Annotated in this window: 19 protein-coding genes and 1 tRNA gene; 9 read left to right on the forward strand and 11 right to left on the reverse strand. The window is 64.9% G+C overall.

Annotation, left to right across the window (positions count from 1 at the left end; all coding sequences use genetic code 11):
• The first annotated feature begins 179 nt into the window (after positions 1-179).
• The 6 genes from MTAI_RS15670 to MTAI_RS02335 all read left to right on the forward strand — a co-directional run bounded on the left by MTAI_RS15670 (position 180) and on the right by MTAI_RS02335 (position 6003).
• On the forward strand, positions 180-1043 hold the full coding sequence (locus MTAI_RS15670; protein ID WP_027887464.1) for a DUF4384 domain-containing protein: 864 nt from the start codon (positions 180-182) through the stop codon (positions 1041-1043).
• Between the two features lie 216 nt (positions 1044-1259).
• Positions 1260-2348, forward strand: coding sequence for an aromatic ring-hydroxylating oxygenase subunit alpha (locus tag MTAI_RS02315; RefSeq protein WP_027887465.1), 1089 nt, complete (start codon positions 1260-1262; stop codon positions 2346-2348).
• 42 nt (positions 2349-2390) lie between these two features.
• Positions 2391-2906, forward strand: coding sequence for a hypothetical protein (locus tag MTAI_RS02320; protein ID WP_027887466.1), 516 nt, complete (start codon positions 2391-2393; stop codon positions 2904-2906).
• A 29-nt stretch (positions 2907-2935) separates the two neighbouring features.
• Complete coding sequence (locus MTAI_RS02325; protein WP_027887467.1) at positions 2936-4462, forward strand: carboxylesterase/lipase family protein; 1527 nt, start codon at positions 2936-2938, stop codon at positions 4460-4462.
• A 29-nt stretch (positions 4463-4491) separates the two neighbouring features.
• Positions 4492-5136, forward strand: coding sequence for a DUF5639 domain-containing protein (locus MTAI_RS02330; RefSeq protein WP_036196938.1), 645 nt, complete (start codon positions 4492-4494; stop codon positions 5134-5136).
• A gap of 6 nt (positions 5137-5142) precedes the next feature.
• Complete coding sequence (locus tag MTAI_RS02335; protein WP_027887469.1) at positions 5143-6003, forward strand: alpha/beta fold hydrolase; 861 nt, start codon at positions 5143-5145, stop codon at positions 6001-6003.
• On the opposite strand, the gene perR is transcribed toward MTAI_RS02335, so the two are convergent.
• From perR to MTAI_RS02370, 7 genes are all read right to left on the reverse strand, one after another.
• Positions 5990-6388: a manganese-dependent transcriptional regulator PerR gene (gene perR, locus MTAI_RS02340; RefSeq protein WP_024049921.1), complete on the reverse strand. Its 399-nt coding sequence runs from the start codon at positions 6386-6388 to the stop codon at positions 5990-5992. The two genes, MTAI_RS02335 and perR, sit on opposite strands and share 14 nt — an antisense overlap.
• Before the next feature lie 103 nt (positions 6389-6491).
• The gene (gene hemC, locus MTAI_RS02345; protein ID WP_027887470.1) at positions 6492-7391 is read right to left on the reverse strand and encodes a hydroxymethylbilane synthase; all 900 of its coding nucleotides are present in this window, start codon (positions 7389-7391) and stop codon (positions 6492-6494) included.
• Between the two features lie 53 nt (positions 7392-7444).
• Positions 7445-7687 carry a hypothetical protein gene (locus MTAI_RS02350; RefSeq protein WP_027887471.1) on the reverse strand — a complete coding sequence of 81 codons (243 nt, stop codon included), beginning with the start codon at positions 7685-7687 and terminating at the stop codon, positions 7445-7447.
• A gap of 33 nt (positions 7688-7720) precedes the next feature.
• The gene (locus tag MTAI_RS02355) at positions 7721-8149 is read right to left on the reverse strand and encodes a hypothetical protein (RefSeq protein WP_027887472.1); all 429 of its coding nucleotides are present in this window, start codon (positions 8147-8149) and stop codon (positions 7721-7723) included.
• 37 nt (positions 8150-8186) lie between these two features.
• The gene (locus tag MTAI_RS02360; RefSeq protein WP_027887473.1) at positions 8187-10016 is read right to left on the reverse strand and encodes a menaquinone biosynthesis decarboxylase; all 1830 of its coding nucleotides are present in this window, start codon (positions 10014-10016) and stop codon (positions 8187-8189) included.
• A gap of 123 nt (positions 10017-10139) precedes the next feature.
• The gene (locus MTAI_RS02365; protein ID WP_027887474.1) at positions 10140-10469 is read right to left on the reverse strand and encodes a YraN family protein; all 330 of its coding nucleotides are present in this window, start codon (positions 10467-10469) and stop codon (positions 10140-10142) included.
• Positions 10466-12064, reverse strand: a complete 1599-nt coding sequence (locus tag MTAI_RS02370; RefSeq protein WP_223299679.1) for a PASTA domain-containing protein — start codon at positions 12062-12064, stop codon at positions 10466-10468. The genes MTAI_RS02365 and MTAI_RS02370 overlap by 4 nt, the downstream gene beginning before the upstream one ends.
• Before the next feature lie 187 nt (positions 12065-12251).
• Between MTAI_RS02370 and MTAI_RS02375 the strand changes: the two genes are divergently transcribed.
• Positions 12252-13046, forward strand: a complete 795-nt coding sequence (locus tag MTAI_RS02375; protein ID WP_027887476.1) for a class I SAM-dependent methyltransferase — start codon at positions 12252-12254, stop codon at positions 13044-13046.
• Positions 13047-13235: 189 nt separating this feature from the next.
• Here MTAI_RS02375 and MTAI_RS02380 read toward each other — a convergent pair whose 3' ends face one another.
• Positions 13236-14189: a carbohydrate kinase family protein gene (locus MTAI_RS02380; protein WP_027887477.1), complete on the reverse strand. Its 954-nt coding sequence runs from the start codon at positions 14187-14189 to the stop codon at positions 13236-13238.
• A 73-nt stretch (positions 14190-14262) separates the two neighbouring features.
• On the opposite strand from MTAI_RS02380, the gene MTAI_RS02385 reads away from it, so the two are divergent.
• Positions 14263-14339: transfer RNA gene (locus MTAI_RS02385), tRNA-Trp, on the forward strand.
• A gap of 225 nt (positions 14340-14564) precedes the next feature.
• Here MTAI_RS02385 and MTAI_RS15675 read toward each other — a convergent pair.
• Together MTAI_RS15675 and MTAI_RS02395 are read right to left on the reverse strand one after the other, a co-directional pair.
• Positions 14565-14702, reverse strand: a complete 138-nt coding sequence (locus MTAI_RS15675) for a hypothetical protein (protein ID WP_182482379.1) — start codon at positions 14700-14702, stop codon at positions 14565-14567.
• A 93-nt stretch (positions 14703-14795) separates the two neighbouring features.
• A complete protein-coding gene (locus MTAI_RS02395; protein ID WP_027887478.1) occupies positions 14796-16055 on the reverse strand; it encodes a replication-associated recombination protein A in 1260 nt (419 codons plus the stop codon).
• A 98-nt stretch (positions 16056-16153) separates the two neighbouring features.
• Here MTAI_RS02395 and MTAI_RS02400 point away from each other — a divergent pair, with 98 nt between their 5' ends.
• Positions 16154-16885, forward strand: a complete 732-nt coding sequence (locus tag MTAI_RS02400) for a nucleotidyl cyclase domain-containing protein (protein ID WP_223299680.1) — start codon at positions 16154-16156, stop codon at positions 16883-16885.
• Here MTAI_RS02400 and MTAI_RS02405 read toward each other — a convergent pair.
• A complete protein-coding gene (locus MTAI_RS02405; RefSeq protein ID WP_027887480.1) occupies positions 16882-17997 on the reverse strand; it encodes a pyridoxal-phosphate-dependent aminotransferase family protein in 1116 nt (371 codons plus the stop codon). The genes MTAI_RS02400 and MTAI_RS02405 overlap by 4 nt on opposite strands.
• Positions 17998-18120 lie beyond the last annotated feature (123 nt).

An 18120-nucleotide genomic window follows, 5' to 3' on the forward strand; every position in this document is an offset into this window, starting at 1 on the left:
TTTATGCACCCTTTGCATAAAGGGGGTTTTGGCGCAACCAGGGTGCCATTGCTTCCTGCTATATCCAGGCTTCCCAAAGACCGGCTAAAGAATCGCTCAACGCCAGGATTAAGCTTTGCTGATGCGGGCTTCATAGCACTGGGTCGTCTCTTTCCTACCTTTGAAGCAGGAGGAAGGAGATGAAGCGACTGATGGCAACAAGCCTGCTGGGCCTGATGGCCTATGCCACGCCGGTGCTGAGCCCCCAGGGCATTATCGTCAACCCGCTGCCCACCGACCTCGAGGTGCAGACCTGGGTAGACCGCGACCCTGCGGGGTTGGGCAACGCGACCTACTTTTTTGGCGACAAGATCCGGATTTACACCCGTGTCAACCAGAACGCCTACGTCTACCTCTTCAACATCAACGCCAATGGGCAGATCGACCTGATCCTGCCCAACCCTTATAGCCCCAGCAACTATTTGCGGGCGGGGGAGACCTACAGCTTCCCGGAGCCTGGGGCGCGCTACGAGTTCACCATCGGCGGGCCGGCGGGGGTAGACCAGGTGCTGGCGGTGGCCAGCCGCCAGCCGCTCTCGCTCGCACAGATTGCCGATATTCGCAGCGGGCAGATGCGGGTGCAGGGGGCCAGCAACCTGGCCAGGGCGCTCTCGATTGTGGTTACCCCGCTGCCCGAGCGCGACTGGGTAAGCGCAGTGGTGCGCTACAATGTGCAGCCCCGCCAGGCGGTCAACCCGCAGCCCGTGGTGCCCAGGCCGCCCATCTACTTCATCTCGCCCATGCCGGGGTACTGGGTGAACTGGGAAGACCGCGACGACACCGAGTATCGCGTGGCCTACCGTGGTGGCGATCTGGAGCAAATTTTCAGCTACTATCACCGCGACCTGACCTCCAAAGGCTGGGTGAGGGTGAGCTTCAAGTCCAAGGGGGGCAAGAAGAATCTGGCCTACGAGGCCGAGTACCGCCGGGGTGGGGATAGGCTCGAGGTCAAGGTAGCACCCCGCGGCGCCGAGATGGTTGTCAAGCTGGAGTGGGGCAGATAGCGCCCCCTTGCCCATAGGCCCCCGCTGGAGGCGCGGGGGCTTTGCTTTTATAATTGCCCTATGCACCCCTGGCTGGATATTCCAACCAAACAACTGCGCTTTGCCAGGGCCATTATTTCCGCGGGTAAATAAAACCCCTTTCGCCCTCGTACAGTCGGGAGGCTGTACGGGTTTGGTCTTTTGAGCCCTCGATTCCAAGCACCATAAGGAGCAACCATGAACAACCTCGAGGTTCACCCCGACATCGCCCAGGCCTCCACCCTTCCGGCCCGCTTCTACCAAGACCCTCAGGTATACGAAGCGGTAAAAGAGAAGGTGTTTGCCCGAAGCTGGCAGTGGGTGGGCGACACCGACGACCTGAAGGCCCCCGGCACCGTCAAGCCCTTTACCTTGCTGGAAGGCTGCCTGGACGAGCCGCTGGTGCTGACCCGCGACCACCAGGATCAGCTGCACCTGCTCTCCAACGTCTGCACCCACCGGGGGATGCTGGTGGCCGAGAGCGGCGGCAACGCCCGCTACCTGCGCTGCCGCTACCATGGGCGGCGGTTTGGGCTCGATGGCTGCTTCCAGGCCATGCCGGAGTTCGAGGGGGTGGTGGGGTTCCCCAGCCCCAAGGACGACCTGCCCAGGGTGGCCTTCGAGACCTGGGGCCAGGGGAAGTTTTTGTTTGCCAGCCTGAACCCGCCGGTTTCGCTGCAAGAGGTGCTGCGCCCTGTGCAGGAGCGGGTGGGCTGGCTGCCCTTTCGCGAGTTTTACTTCGAGCCCTCCCGCGCCCGCGACTACCTGGTGCGGGCCAACTGGGCCCTCTACTGCGACAACTACCTGGAAGGCTTCCACATCCCCTACATCCACGCCTCGCTCAATAGCGCCATTGACTACGGCAGCTACACCACCGAGGTCTACGACTGGTGCAACCTGCAGCTCGGGGTGGCGGCCCCCGGCGAGCCCTGCTTCGACCTGCCCAAGGACTCACCCGACTACGGCCAGCGCATCGCGGCCTACTACTACTGGGTTTTCCCCAACCTGATGCTGAACTTCTACCCCTGGGGGCTTTCGGTTAACGTGGTGCGCCCGCTGGGGCCCGAGCTTACCAAGGTCTCGTTTTTGCCTTATGTGTGGGATGCCAGCAAGCTGGACGCCGGGGCCGGGGCCGCCCTCGACCGGGTGGAGCGCGAAGACGAGGTGGTGGTGGAGGCTGTGCAGAAGGGGGTCAAGTCGCGCTTCTACGACCGAGGGCGCTTTAGCGTCAAGCGGGAGCAGGGGGTGCACCACTTTCACCGGCTGCTGGCGCGGGCTTTAGGGTAGTGCGGACTGTCCTGGTATGATGAAGCAGCGTTTGGAGGAACTATGCAGCGACTGCTTGCTTTGCTCGTCTTGGTGGTTGGTCTTGCCCTGGCCCAGGCCCCGGCCTATCCCGAGAACACCGTAGGGGTGGGTTTTGGGATTGGGCGTGGGCTGATGCTGCAGGGCAGCGCGGGCCTGCCCTTCAGCCCGCTGGGAATAGACACCGGGCTGGATGTGGAGGTTATCGTTCCCACCAGCTTTGATGCGCTGGAGGTCTGGGCGCTTTTGAAGGCCAACCTGCTGCCGGCTCTTACGGTGGCCGATTTTTCACTCTCGGCAGGCCTGGGGCTGGATGTGAGCTTCAACACGGTGGGGAACGTGTTTGGTCTTCACCTGGGGCCGGTGGCCAGCCTCGAGATTCCCGGTGGGGCCATCTCGGGCTATCTGGGGCTGGGCATCGAAGGAGGGTTTAACCTGGCCTATGGCCTGGGGGGGCGGCTCTACCTTGACCCGGTGGCCCTCGAGGTGGGCCTTTCCGACCGCTACCCCTTCAAAATAGCCTTGCTCTACCTGTGGTGATATCCTAAAGCACAGGAAAAAACCGGCCCATGCGCTGGATTGGGGTTCTGGCGGTTTTGTGGGGCATGGCCTGGGGGCACCCGGTTTTTGTGCTCACCCCCCAGGGGCGCCTTCAGGGTGGTTACAACCCGCAGGCCCAGGTGGCCTATTTTCTGGGCATCCCCTATGCCAGGGCCGAGCGCTGGAAAGCCCCGCGGCCGGTACTGCGCCTCGAGGGGGTGTTCAAAGCCACCCAGCCGGGCCCGGCCTGCCCCCAGCGCGGGGTCTTCACCACCCGCCTGGGGGGCTACCTCCCACCCCAGAGCGAGGACTGCCTGAACCTGGGCGTCTGGATGCCCATGGCCGCCCCTCCGCCTGAGGGCTACCCGGTGATGGTCTTTATTCACGGGGGCAGCTACACCGGCGGCAGCTGGGCCGAGCCCCTCTACGACGGCACGGCCCTGGCCTCGCAGGGGGTGGTGGTGGTGGGGTTCAACTACCGGCTGGGTTCGCTGGGCTGGCTGGCCCTGCCCGCGCTGCGGCATGAGGACCCCCACGGCTCCACCGGCAACTACGGGCTCTTGGATATGCTCGAGGCCCTGCGCTGGGTGCAGCGCAACATCGCCGCCTTCGGGGGCAACCCCGAGAACGTGACCCTCTTCGGGCAGTCGGCGGGGGGGATGGCGGTCTGCACCCTGCTGGCGGCCCCGGCGGCCCGGGGCCTCTTCCACAAGGCCATTATTCAGTCGGGGGGGTGCGGGTACGTGCGCACCCTGGAACAGGGGCTGGCCTGGGGGGTTCGCTGGGCGGCCCAGATGGGGTGTGAGGCGGGGGATCTGGCCTGTTTACGCCGGCTTCCCCTGGAGCGCCTCTTCCCACCCGAAGACCGCAGCATCGGGGCGCTTTTGCAAAGGGTTGAGGCCGGGGAGTTTGCCGAGGTGCCCTGGAAGCCCCATCTGGACGGGGTCTGGTTGAAAAAACTGCCCCTCCAGGCTTTGCGCGAGGGCGATGCGGCGGGGGTGCCCCTGCTGGTCGGGGCCACCGCCCAGGAGACCTGGGGGGAGCGCTTTGTGGGCCCTTCGGACTGGGCCGGGTTTGTAAAGCGTGTGGAAGAAAAGCTGCCGGGGCAGGGGGCTCGAGCCGAGCAGCTTTACCGGGCCCGTTCCGCTTCCCCCGCCGAGGCCTGGGCCTACTTCCAGACCGACCGGATTCTGCTCTGCCCCACGCTGGCCGCTGGGGCTGCCCAGGCCGCCCATGCGCCCACCTACAGCTACCTGGTGGACTGGGCCTCGCCGGTGCTCGAGGGGCTGGGGAGCTTCCACGGGATCGAGCTGCCCCTGCTCTTCGGAACCGAGAGGAGCTGGCCTGCGCTGGCTTTGTTCCTGACCCAGGAGGCCCTGGAAAGCTCCCGCCCCCTGGCCCAGGCCTTGCAGGCCCAGTGGCTCAATTTTGCCCGCACCGGTGAGCCTTTTCTGCTGGGCTGGCCCGAGACCAGGGCTGGCTACGCCATGGGCTTTTCCGCCCAGCCGGGCCGCATCCCCGACCCCTACCCCGAACGCTGTGGGTTGTTTCGCTAGGCCCAACTGAATAGCATAGAGGGGTGCCGGTGCTCCGGGTTTCCGCCGCCGACCAGTACCTCATCGCCAGCGGCGACACGCCGTTGCTGGAAGTCTGGGCGGCCCTGCCCCAAGGGCTGTTTCCGCCCTTTCCCCCGGTCGAACTGCCGGGGGGCCTGGACGGCCTGCTCAAGCGCGGCGGCTTCGCCCAGACTTTTTTTATGGGCAGCGAGGTGCTGGGGCTTAAGTTCAGGTCGCCCAAGGGGCACATCATCCAGGCTGGGGGCCTCACCGTAAAAAACGTGCAGGGCTACGACCTGGTGCGCCCCTTCGTGGGCAGTTTTGGGGCGCTAGGGGACGTGCTCGAGGCCACCCTACGCCTGCGCCCAGGGCGGGCCTCGGTGTTTTTGCGCCGAACAGGTGAGCTTTCCACCCCCCCCATCCGGCCCCGCTTTTTGTGGCAGGCCCTGGCCTATACCCATGCTTTTCACTTTGGGCACCCCCTCGAGGTTCAGCGCTTTGCAGAAACCTTCGGCGGAGAAGAGGTGCAGGGGCCGCTGGATTACACTGGGCTTTTCCCCCAGGGCATGGGGATAGGGCCGGGCAGCCTGAGCGATCTGCGCTTTAGCTGGGCCAACGGCGGGGCCCGGCCCGAGCTGCCCGAGGCCTTCCGGCGCCTGGCGGAGGCAATTTAGGAACCTATGAGACCCAAATTTACTGTTCCGGATCATCTGAGGCCCTACCAACGCCGGATCAGCGCCAACGGGGTGGGGCTGCACCTCTACGACTCGGGGCCGGCCCAAGCCCCAGACCCCACCTTTCTGCTGATTCATGGCCTGGGCGACGAGGCCGATAGCTGGCGTAAGGTGTTTCCGCTGCTCGCCGGGCGGGGCCGGGTGGTGGCCCCCGACCTGCCGGGGTTTGGCCGATCGGAGCACCCCCGGCGGGCCTACACCCTCAACTTTTTTGCCGATACAATGGCCGCCCTGCTGGAAAGCCTGAAGGTTTCGCAGGCCGTCCTGGTGGGCAGCTCGCTGGGGGCCGCGGTGGCCCTGCGGGTGGCCCAGCGGCGCGCCGACCTGGTGGGGCGGCTGGTGCTGGTGGGGGGGCCGCCGGTGCGGGGCCGGCTCAACCGGGTGCAGCTCATGTTTTTGATTCCGGGCCAGGGTGAAAAGCTATACAACAGCTTCCGCCGCTCACAGGAGGCTGCTTTTGAGAGCCTGCGGCCCTACTATGCCAGTCTGGAGGCCCTGCCGCCGGAAGACCGCCAGTTTTTGCGGGAGCGGGTCTGGGATCGGGTCTGGAGCGACGACCAGCGGCGGGCCTACTTCTCCACCTTCCGCTGGATGGCTTTGGAGAGCCTGCTGGGCTCGGCCCGCTTAGAACAGATAAAAACCCCTACGCTGCTGGTCTGGGGCGAGCAGGACGCAGTAATTCCCCTCGAGGCCGCCAGGGCCCTGCAAGGCCGGATACCGGGTTCACAACTTCAAGTGATCCCTGGCTGCGGCCACCTACCCCAGCAGGAAAAGCCCCTCGAGCTGGCCCGGCTTATTTTGCAGTAGCGGCCTGGCAGGCCGGACAGAGGCCCTGGTACTCGACCTGCACGTCTTCAATCACAAAGGCGGGGTACTTGGCCTTGACCTCGCTCAGCAGGTCGGGCAGCGGGTGCACGATGTCAAAGAAGCGGTTGCATTTGCGGCAGACCATGTGCAGGTGGCCGTCCAGGTTGGCCTCGTAGCGCAGGGCCTCTCCGGGTCGGGCCAGCGGCACCAGGTAGCCCTCCTCGGTGAGCGCGTCCAGGGTGCGGTACACCGTACCCAGGCTGATGCTGGGTACCTGCTTGCGTACTTCAGCATAGACCCAAGCAGCATCGGGGTGGTGGCCCTTGGCGCTGCGAACCACCTCGAGCACGGCTTTACGCTGCTTGGTTAGGCGCTTCATTCTCATAGCGATCCTTCGGGGATTGGCCGGGGTGCGTATTGAATCCCGACTATTAAGCTCAAGTTTACAACAAAACCCCTGAGGAAATTAAGCCGGGATACAAAACGCCTCAGCGTTGTGGTGCAGGTACTGCGCTGAGCAGCTCCCGCCCCCCTTCGGCCAGCAAATCCTGGGCCAGGTCGTGGCCCAGCTCGGCGGCTTCTTCGGCGTCGCCCTCGATCTCGGCCCGGATCAGCTCGCGGCCATCGGGTGAGGCCACCACCCCTTGCAGCAGCAGGGTGTCGTCGCTCTCGAGGGTGGCCAGCGCGGCGGCGGCACACCCGTCGCCCGCACCCAGGGCCTTCAAGAAGGCCCGCTCGGCAATGGTTCGGACGAAGGAGGCCCGGTGGTTGAGGCTGTAGGCCAGCTCCTCGGCCCAGTCGTCGCCCTGGCGCACCTCGAGGCCCAGGGCTCCCTGGCCGGGTGCAGGCAGCATGATCTCGGGGTCCACAAGCTGGTCGATGCGGTTTCTCAAGTCCAGCCGCAGCAGGCTGGCCGCTCCAATGATCATCGCGTCGTACTCACCGGTGCCGAGGGCGCTCAGGCGGTCGTCCACGTCGCCCTCCAGATCACACACATTTAGGTCGGGGCGGTAGGCCAGCAACTGGGCCCTGCGCCGCAGGCTGTTGACCCCCACCACGGCCCCTTTAGGCAGATCCTCCAGGCGTTTGGCGCTGCGCCCGACCAGGGCCTCGCGGGGCTCCATGCGCTTGGGCACCGCCACCAGCCGGAGGCCGGGTGCTTCCTGGGTGGGCAGGTATTTGAGCGAATACACGGCAATATCCACTTCCCGCTTGCTGAGGGCCTGTCGCAAGGCTTCGGCGGCGCTTTGCTCAGAGGCGTTTTTGGACTGTATGGTGCGTATTTTGAACTCGGTTTCGGGCCAGTTTTCTTTGAGGCGTTCCACCACCCAGCGGGTCTGGGCTTGCGCCAGCAGGCTCGCCCGGGCCCCTATTACGATGACGCGCATAACGCCCAATATATTAGCCGGAAATTGCCTGCGGTGGTATGCGCGGCGGGCTTCTATGGGCGGTATGGTGGGGGAATGCAGTCCGGCACGAGTTCGAAATCACCCTGCACGGCTTTGGCTCTGCCTTCTTTGACCAACAAAAGCAGGGTTTGGTGGACATACTGCTGCACACGCCGCAGCGGGAGGGTCTCGGCGGCCAGCTCGGGCCGGTGCAGCTTGAGGAAAGCCCGGTGAAAAGCGGGCAACTCGTTCAGCGGGAGGGCGGCCTCGAGGGTGCTCCAGCGCACGGTGTTCATGAGAGCCAGCCTACTCCTAAAGAAGCCCCCGCTCTACTTGGCGACCCCGAAGGCAAAAACCAGCTCGTCCCCCTTGCGCACCACAAACAGAAGGGCGGCCCGGCCGGCCTCGTTCCGCAGGTTGTAGCGGGTGCGCACCTCGCCGGCCACCTGGGTTTCCTGCTGGTTTTCCACGAAGTAGCCAGCGGCCGCAAAGCCGGTCAGAATCTGCTGGACAAAGCCGGGTTGCAGCCGGGCCGCCACGCCCCTGGCCGCGTAGACCTCCAGGTTGAACCGGCTGGCATCGGGGATGCGGGCCACAATGGCCTCGCTGCCGCGCCCGGCCTTAAAGGAGCCGGAGGGAAAGCGCACACTGGCATCCAGGCTAGAGGTGATGGCCGCCACCGTGGTCACCTCGACCAGGGTCTGGGCCAGGGCCGGAGCCCCCAGCAGGAGCAGCAAGCCAAGCAAAAGGGTCTTCATGCCTCGAGCATAGCGCCGGGCAGAGGGGGTTGCTGGGTTATTTGCCTCCGGACTGCCCCACGGGCACATCCCTGGGCGGCAAGGGGGGCAGCCCCAGGCGGCTCCAGCGCTCGTCTACCCGGCGCACGATCTCGGGGGACATCACAATTTTGGGCGGCCAGCGGCGGGTAAAGCCCTCCTCGGCCAGCTTGCGGGTGCCGTCCAGCACCAGCACCGGGCCCTCCACCCCCGGCAGCACCCAGGCGTCGCGCTCGGGGTCAATGTTGTTGAGCACCGCCCACATCACCTCGTCGAACTCGAGCGCGGTGTCGGCATCGGTCAGGAGCAGCAGCCGAATGCCGGCACTCTGGGGGGCTGCCAGCAGGCGCTCGGCCATCTCTCTGGCCTGGTGGGGGCGGGTTTTCTCGAAGGTGACCATCCAGATGCCCGGCAGCTGCTTCTGCCGCACCCCCGGGATGCCCGGCAGGCTGGGGTGGGCCTGGAGGGTAAAGGGCAGGGGGCCGCCTTCCTCCTCGAGCTTGGCCGTACCGTCCACAATCAGCTTGCCCCCGTAGCCCATGGCGCGGGAGGAATGGTCGAGCACGTCGATGGGGCCGCGCGAGATGAGCGTGTCGCGCCCTGGCACGGCCTGTAGAAGGGCTTTTTGCAGGGCCTCGGGCCCCTTCAGGGGAGCGCCCGCATCCAGCACCACGATCACCTTGGCAAACATCATCTGGCCCAGCCCAAACAGGCCGTTGGCCACCTTGTAGGCCTGGCCGGGGTAACGCTTCTCGATGCTCACGTTCACCCAGTTGTGGGCCACCCCGGCGGGCGGCATGTGGTAGTCGTGGATCTCCGGCAGGATGAGCTGGGCCGCGGGCAGAAAGAGCCGTTCGGAGGCCTCGATCAGGTAGGCGTCCTCCATGGGCGGGCGGCCCACGATGGTGGCCGGGTAAACCGCGTTTTTGCGGTGGGTGATGGCGGTGATGTGGAAGCGGGGGTAGTAGTCTTCCAGGGTGTAAAAGCCGGTGTGGTCGCCAAAAGGCCCTTCCAGCACCAGCTCCTCGGCAGGGTCGATGTAGCCCTCGAGCACGAACTCGGCCTCGGCGGGCACCGGCAGGTCTACCGTAACGCCCTTGGTCAGCTCGACCGGCTGCCCCCGTAGAAATCCGGCCAGGTTGAACTCATTGACGCCCGGAATGGGGGGCACGGGGGCGGTGGCGGCGTAGGTCAGGATGGGGTCGCCGCCCAGGGCCACGGCCACCTCCAGCCGCTTCCCCAGCTTTTTGGCTTTGTCGTAGTGCCGCCGCCCCACCTTGTGTAGCTGCCAGTGCATGGCGGTGCTCTGCTTGTCCAGCACCTGCATGCGGTACATGCCCAGGTTAAGCTCGCCCGTTTCCGGGTCTTTGGATATCACCAGCGGCAGGGTGATGAAGGGGCCGCCGTCTAAGGGCCAGCACTTGAGGATGGGCATTCTAAATAGGTCTACCTGCTCGCCCCGCCAAATCACCTCCTGCACCGGCCCGCCGCGCACTTTTTTGGGGAAGAAGCCCTTGAGCTCCCGCAGCTTGGGCAGCAGGGCGAGGGCCGCCTTGAGGCCGCCCTTGCCGGGGTTGAGGTTCATCAGCTGGGCCACCCGCACCGCCAGATCGTCCAGGCGTTTCACGCCCATGGCCCGCGCGGTGCGCTCGGCGGTGCCGAACCCCCCGATGAAAACCGGGAAGTCGCGCCCTTCGACGTTTTCAAACAGCAGGGCCGGGCCGCCCGACTTGACCATTCGGTCGGCGATCTCGGTGATCTCCAGCTCGCAGGAGACCGGCTCCTTGATGCGAACGAGCTCTCCGTGGCGCTCGAGGTCGCGGATGAAGGCCTGGAGGTTCTTGTACATCTGCTCCAGAATAGCCGATACGGCCCAGGGCAATATGGAAGCAGGTTCCGGTATTGGGGAAAGGGCCTGTCGCCCGCCCTTCAGGGATGGCCTCCACGACCTGGCCAACCGGCTGGGCAGGGGTCATGGCTCCAAAAGCAGGTGCTCGAGGCGAAACCGCCGAGGGGTTCCATACACCAGAACCGCCTCCAGCCGCACCGCCGCATCGTCCCGGCCCAGCAGATAGAGCACCGACCGGTAGATGCGCCGGTACTTGGTGGGCGTAAGGGCCTCGAGGGGGCTACCAAAAGCCTCGTTGCTACGCTGCTTGACCTCTACCGCCACATAGGTGGGGCCGTCCTGCATCCAGAGGTCAATCTCACCAAAAGGGGTGCGTTTGTTCCGCCCCAGCAACACATAGCCCTTGGCCTGTAGGTGCTGGCAGGCCAGAGCCTCGGCCCAGGCCCCCTTCATAACGGGCTTTCCAGCACCTGCTGCCCGTTGACCACCACCCGCAGCACCGCGCTGCCGCGCACCACAATCTCCTGGTTAAAGCTCCAGGGCTGCTGCACCGGCCCCTCAAACACCGTGTTGACCAGTACCTCGTCCTGCACGGTGATGATCACCACCGCGTTGGGGATGTCTTCCGGCAGGGTGTAGCTCACGTTCACCCGCCGTTCTTGCGGCCCGGTGGGTGTGGGTGTGGGGCTGGGCTGGTTTATGTTCGGGTTGGTGGGTGCTGGTGCGGGCTCGGGGGGCGGGGGTGCCTCTAGGCGAGCAGGGGCGAAGGGGGAGGCTTTGGGAAGGGTGGCCACCGGCTGGGCAGCCACCAGAACGCGTACCACCGTTTCACGGGGCAGCACCACGCCGGGGCCGGGTTCCTGGCCCACCACCAGCCCGTCGGGCGCGCCCGAGGCCACCCGCACCACCTGGGCCTGGAGTTCGGCCACCGTCAGGATGTAACGGGCCTCCTCCTCGGTCAGGCCGGTTAGGTCGGGCAGCAGGGTCTCGCGCACCGGCGGGCGGGTTCCGGTGGAGACCAGGAGCCGCACCCCCTCGCCGGGGCGCAGGGGCTGGCCTTCGCTGGGAATGCTGGCCAGGACGGTATCGGCAGTGTCGCCCGAGGCCATGCGGGTGATCCCGGCGACACGGTAACCGGCGGCCTCGAGGGCCTGGCGGGCATCCTCGAGGGAGCGCCCGCTCACGGTGGGTACGCTGCCGAGGCGGGGTTTGTTGACCACCAGCTCCAGCCTGCGCCCTGGCTTGACGCGGGTGCCGGGATCGGGGGTTTGCTCCAGAATCTGATCCTTGGGCAGCGAAACATCGCTGCCTTCGGTAAACTCCACCTTCAACCCGTAGCTGCGCACAGCCTCCAGGGCCTGCCGGGGGGTTTTGCCCACCAGGTCGGGCAGCACATACTCCGGCGGGTTCAGGTAGCGGTTGGTGGCCTGCCAGAGGGCCAGACTTCCCAGGGCCAGCATCAGCAAGCCCGGAAGCCAGCCGGGCCAGCTTCCAAAGTGAAGGCGCTGTGGGGCGCGGGGCCGGGTCTCGAGGTGGGCACGGGGGGCAGGTTTGCGGGGCATCTCGATCCTGGACGGGTGTTCTTGAGGCTGGACGGTGGAGGGGTCAAGGGGCAGGGTGGCTGGGTTGGTGCGGTTTGTGGCGGTGGGGGCTGGGGTAAGTTGTGGGTGCAGTTTCCCCACTAGGGGCCGCCCATCCACCTCGGTGGCCTCGAGGTCGCTCTCCTGGTAACCAAAGGGTTCGAGAAGCTCCAGAATTGGTCGGAGCCGCCGGGGTTTGAGCGCGATTTTGGGCTGCTCGGGCCAGAAGACATAGTAGCGCCCCGGATTGGCCGAGACCAGCACCCCTTGCGGTAAAAAACCCTGGTTTTCCAGCCGCCGAATTGCATTTTTGTAGCGGTGGAAAGCGGTGCGGGCCTCAGGGGTATGCACCTCGAACCAATACAAATGTCCTTTCAGGCCCTCGGGTATCTGCGCCTGATAGACGCGCAAAAAGCCCTGGGCAGGCTCCTCACCAAGAATTGTGAACTTGTCGTCCAGCAACGACACCACAAGCGATTATACAGACCCCCACGAGGGCATTATGAGGGTCTGCAATTGTACCCACAGCAAGAAAGCCGCCGCAGGCACCCGTAACGCTTTGCTGGATGGCCCAGGCCCAAAGGTCACACTCGAGTTCAACGCTTCAGGGTATGATTTGCAATTTAATTTTGCATTGCTATCATTAAAACCGAGCATGACTTCTCATTTTAGTCGGGTGGCCTTTACCTACGACCGAACACGGTACCATCCTCCTGAGGTTTCTGGGCGTATCGCTACCGCCCTCACGGCGCCCGTTGAGAAGTTATTCCGCGATCCCTTGTTTCTGGAGATTGGGGCGGGTACTGGTCGGATTGCAGTGCCGATTATTGCCCGTGGGTACCGCTATATTGCCCTGGACAACAACCCGGCCATGCTCGAGGTGCTACGGCAAAAGGTGGCCGGGGTGGCCCGTAAAGCCCGCCTGGTCGAGGCCGATGCTCGTGAGTTACCCTTCGAACGGGCCAGCCTCCATGCCGTGATTGCGGTGCACTGCTGGCACCTGATAGAAGGCTGGCAGCAGGCCCTGCAGGAGAGCCTGCGGGTGCTGCGCCCCGGGGGTTTTTTGTTTGAGGGCTGGGATCGATCCAATGGAGAAAGCGAGGACTGGCGTATCCAGCAAAAGTGGCAGGAAATTCTGGCTGGGTTGGGTTATCGGCTGGTTCGAGGCCGGCACCAGGCCCGCCTGGAGGAGGTGGAAAGAGAGCTGGTTCGTTATGGGCTCGAGCCCAGATCCAGGATTGTAGCTGACTGGGTAGAGCTGCGCAGCCCCCGAACCAGCCTGGAGATGCTGCTGGAACGCATTTACTCCTTTACCTGGGCTGTCCCCGAGGAGGTGTTCAGGCCCTCCGTGCTCGAGCTAGCCCGGTGGGTCGAGGCCACCTACCCCGATCCCGATGTGGAGTACCCAATTCACTGGCAATTTGTGGTGCGTAGCAGCCGGGTTGCCTAGGATGCGAATCGACCCTACGTAGCCGTGTTATATCGGATTCAATAAAGATAATCATCCAAAGCAAAAACCTCCAGAGTTTATCTTTTTGAATCCTATAGCACACCCCTTCGCTACGCTCAGCGCAGAAAGCGTACCCCTTCGGTTGGGTTGGTTCGGCGCCGGAAGGCAGCGAACTAACCCAGTCCTGTATTATCTGTGAACAAAACCGAACTGCTCGAGGCGCCGCTTGATTTCAGCATCCATGGGCGGGCGGGCCCCAAACCGTCCGATCACCCAGCCCGCCACCTGCACCGCGAGCTGCCCGGCGGCCAGGGCATCTTTAGAACGCAGGTAATGCCCCAGGAAGGCTCCCCCAAACGAATCCCCGGCCCCGGTGGCGTCTACCGGCTGGTCGCGGGTGGCTGGAAGCTCGATGAGCCGGCCCCGGTCGAGAATCAGGGCCCCATCGGCGGCCAGCTTGAGCAGAATCATGGCCTCGGGGTAGAGCTTTTGCAGCACCTCGAGGATGTCCTTGGGGTCTCGCGCCCCGGTGAGGGCCTGGCCTTCGTCCAGGTTGGGAAAGACAAAATCCAACGAGAGATCGCGGGTCATGCGGCGGAACTCCTCGCGCCCAATTTCCCGGATCATCTGGAACGAGGCCGGGTCGAAAGATACCGTTACACCGGCCTCGCGTGCGACGTGTACGGCTTTGAGCGCGGCCTGGCGTGGTGGGTCGGTAAAGAGCGACCAGGCCGTCACGTGCAGGTGCCCGGCCTGCCGGATCACCTCCAGCGGTACTTCCTCGGGACGCAGCTCGAAGTCGGCCCCCTGGGAGGTGAGCATGGAACGCTGTCCGGCAGCATCGATCAGCACCAGGATTACGCCAGTGGGGGTGCTGCTGTTCCAGATGATGTGGGGCTCTACCCCTTCGCTGGCCAACTCCTGCACCGCAAACTCGCCGAAGCGGTCGCGCCCTACGGCCCCGATAAAACCCGCCGGATAGCCCACCCGGGCTGCCCACACCGCCACATTGGCCGCACTTCCGCCGCCCATCAGCAAAACCCGCCCGGTGGTATCCCCGCCGGGCAGCAGCAGGGTATTGGGTTTGGCCAGCACATCCCAGGTAAGGTCGCCCAGGGCAACGAGGGGTTTGAGCGTAGTCATCGGGCCGATTCTACCCTGGCCTGCCCCGGTTGTCGGTTCTGTGTCCCTGTGCTACAATCCGATGCGCTAGTGTGGGCCGTTAGCTCAGCCCGGTAGAGCACTCGTCTCCAAAACGAGGTGTCGGAGGTTCGAATCCTTCACGGCCCGCCAGACTGTCCAGAACGCAAAAAACCCGAGGTGCCAATCCTTGGGTTTTGCTTTTGATACCAAGTCTGGGTGAATCATCACACATCGGAAAGCCGACCCCAGCCCTGACACCCCCGGATGAGGCCAGCGTGCCCCTGGTGGCACCCTGGCTCTTTGCGGCCCGTTCGAGTTCTTCCAGGCCGGGATTTTGTGTGACTATTTACCTAGATTCCGTATGACCCCAGATTTTTACCCCTGCGCCCTGACCCCCGGCAGGTCTTCAGGGCCAATGACCCAGCCCCGGCGCTCCTGCTGGAGTAGGTGACGGTACACCCCCGGAGTGATCTTGGGGCTGGTGTGCCCCATCCGTTCCGCCACCAATGCCATTTGCCAGCATGTGCGAGCCGTAGCCGTAGGAGTGTCTGAGGTTGTGCACCCGCACCGATGAGAAAGACTCCTCTAGACGTTCGACGAGCCGCCTTAGCGGCTCGTTTTTCCCCTCGAGGCAAACCGCGCCCGCAGGGTTTTGAGCCGCTCGCGCACCCGCTCTTCCCAGCCCTCGCCGGTGGCCTGGTAGAGCTCGAGGCCCTCCAACACCTCGGGCAGGTACCGCTGGGCGAAGCTGCCCTCGGGGTCGTCGTGGTAGTAAGCGTAGCCCCGGCCATAGCCCATCTGTTGCATGAGGGCGGTGGGGGCGTTGCGCAGGTGCAGGGGAATGGGGGCGGTAGGGTGTTTGCGGGCGGCCTCCTGGGCCTTGTGCCAGGCCACATAGACGCTGTTGGACTTGGGGGCCAAAGCCAGGTACACCACCAGCTCGGCCAGGGCCAGCTCGCCCTCGGGGCTGCCTAAAAAATCGTAGGCCTCCTTGGCGGCCATAGCCAGGCGCAGGGCGTTGGGGTCGGCCAGGCCCACGTCCTCCACGGCCATGCGGGCCAGCCGGCGGGCCAGGTAGAGGGGGTCGGCGCCGCCCTCGAGCATGCGGGCCAGGTAGTAGAGTGCGGCGTCGACGTGGTTGCCGCGCACCGACTTGTGCAGGGCCGAGATCAGGTCGTAGAAGTAATCGCCCCCTTTGTCGAAGCCCAGCGTGCCACGGCCCAGGGCTTCGCGGGCGGCTGTCAGGCTAATGTGCCCTTCACCCAGGCTGGCGGCAAGCTCCAGCGCCGACAGGGCCCGCCGGGCGTCGCCCATGGCGGCCTGGGCGATGAACTCCAGGGCTTCCGGCTCGGCCTGGGCTTGCAGGCCCTGGGGGTGGTGGAGTGCTCGCTCCAGAAGCCTGCGGGTGGCTGCCCCGTCCAGGGGCTCGAGCACGTAGACCCGCGCGCGGGAGCGCAGGGCGGGATTCACCTCGAAGGAGGGGTTTTCGGTGGTGGCCCCAATCAGGGTCAGGAGGCCCGACTCCACGTGGGGCAGGAGTGCGTCTTGCTGGGCTTTGTTGAAGCGGTGGATCTCGTCCAGGAAAAGCACCAGGCCGCCCTGTTCCTGGGCCTGGGCCACGATCTCCTTGATATCCTTGAGGCCGGCATTGACCGCCGAAAGCATCACCATGGCCCGCCCCACGCCCTGGGCCATCAGCCGGGCCAGGGTGGTTTTGCCGCTGCCGGGCGGCCCCCACAAAATGAAGGAGGAAAGCCGCCGGGTCTCCAGCATCCGCCGCAGGGGTTTGCCCGGCCCGGTGAGATGTTCCTGGCCCACCACCTCGTCTAGGGTCTGGGGGCGTACGCGCTCGGCCAGCGGTGCTATGCTCACAACATAATCGTACCAGAGGGCGGGGGTTTGTCACCCCGGCTTGTGTTTATTCTTGATGCAGCCGGGCGAGCTGTGATCGTATGCTAGGGGTTATGTGGTTGTCGCTGCTGCCCTGGGGCTTCGTCCTGCTGGGGCTGTTGCCGCTGTGGTTGTTTCCCCGGCAGGCAAGCCTTTATCCCGGTCTGGTATTTTTGCTGGCTGCACTGATGCTGGCCGCCGCAGCCAGCCTGTACGCCCGCGTACCGTTGGGCCCACAGGCACGGTTTTTCTGGGTGCTGGGGCTGGGTTTGATGAGCAGCGCTATGGCTGTAGCCGCCAGCCGTGACCTGGCCCAGATTCCTGAAGATCTGGCGGTGGTGGCCTCGGTAGCAAGTTTGATGGGAGCCTGTGCCTTCTTGATGGGATTGTTTTTCTTGCTTAGGCGCGAGGTGCCAAGCCTGCCACCTGCCACACAGATGGGTTTTCGCCATGAGGGGGGTGTTCTATCTCATACCGCTTTGCAAGCCCTGGCTCCCAGCCTCGAGGCCCTCTCGGCGGTGCGCCCTGTTACGCTTTTGTTGTTGCACACCCGTGCCGACCAGCCAGGGGCTGAACTGGTGCAGTACCTGCGTCAGCCCGACATGGTGTTTCAGCTTGGCCCTGGCCAGTTTCTGATTGTTTTGCAGGGTAGCAACCTGGAGGGGGCCCAGGTTGTCTTCCGTCGCATCCGGCAGAACCTGGCGATCCGGGCCTATGGGGTGCTGCCCCTGCAAGGCATCAGCGTTCAACAAGCGCTCGCACAGCTCGAGGGTGAGCTTCAACACTACTACCTGACCCAGCACTAGAAGGCTACCAGGCCCAGCCGCTCCTCGAAGGCCCGCTCGAGGCCGCTCTTGCCCAGCACCTCGCCCAGGGCCTTGAAGAATACCCGGTAGTGCTCGGGCCGTGCGCTTTCGCCCATCAGCCCCAGCCGCAGCACCTTACCGGCGGTGGGGCCGATACCCCCGGCTACCGAGACCCCCCGCGCATACAGCCCCTTGCGGATCTCGGCCTCCTCTAGGCCCTGGGGTGGGCGTACCACCAGCACCGTGGGCAGGCGGGCTCCCTCGGCTGCATAGGCGCTGAAGCCCAGCTCTTCCAAGAGCGACAGCACCGTGCCGTACAGCAGCTCGGCGCGTTTCTGGCGGTTCTCCAGGCCTTCCTCCAGGGCCAGCTTGAGGGCCTCCTCGAGCGCGTAGTGCAGCAGCACCGGCGAGGTGCAGAAGTAGCCCTCCTGCTCCCAGTAGACCGCCACCCGCGACAGGTCGGAGTACCAGCCCCGCACCTGCCCTAAGCACTCCCGCCCGCGCTGGGAGAGGGCAAAGGGGGCCAGCCCCGGCGGGGCCGAGAGGCATTTCTGGCTACCGGTGAAGGCGTAGTCAATGCCCAGCTTCTGCATCGAGAGCGGCATCATGCCGGCGGTGGTCACCGCGTCCAACATGAACAGCGCGCCGTGGGCCTGCACCAGCTCGGCAATCTCTTCTACCGGGTTGAGCACGCCGGTGCTGGTCTCACCGTGCACCAGGGCCACCAGCTTGTAGGGGCGGTGCTTCAACTCCTCGGCCACGGCCTGGGGGTCAATGGGGTGGCCCGGCTCGGAGCGCAGTACCTTGTAGTCGAACTGGTAGGCGTGAGCAATCTCCACCATGCGCTCGCCAAAAGTGCCGCTCACCAGCAGCAGCACGGCATCGCCCTCGTCGGCCAGGTTGGTGAGGCCGGCCTCCATGCCCAGGCTCCCCGAACCCGGCATGGCCGCCAGCAAAGCGCCAGGGCCGGGGTCGAAGAGCTTGTTGAGGTGCTCGCGAATGCGGCGGTTGGTGGCCAGCACCTCGGGGTCGAGGTGGCCGCGCATCTCCTTGCCGAGGGCGGTCTGTACCCTGGGGTGGATGGGGGTAGGGCCGGGGGTCAAGAGAACCATGGGTTTCCTCCAAAACAAAAAAGAGATTCCCCGCCGGGCAAACCCCTACGGCCTCTTCCGAAGAAGAGCGCCGCTTAAAGGGTAGCTCGTGCGGAGAATCGCATCTGGTTTGAATATACAGGG

Source organism: Meiothermus taiwanensis WR-220 (genome assembly GCF_003568585.1).
GTDB lineage: Bacteria > Deinococcota > Deinococci > Deinococcales > Thermaceae > Meiothermus > Meiothermus taiwanensis.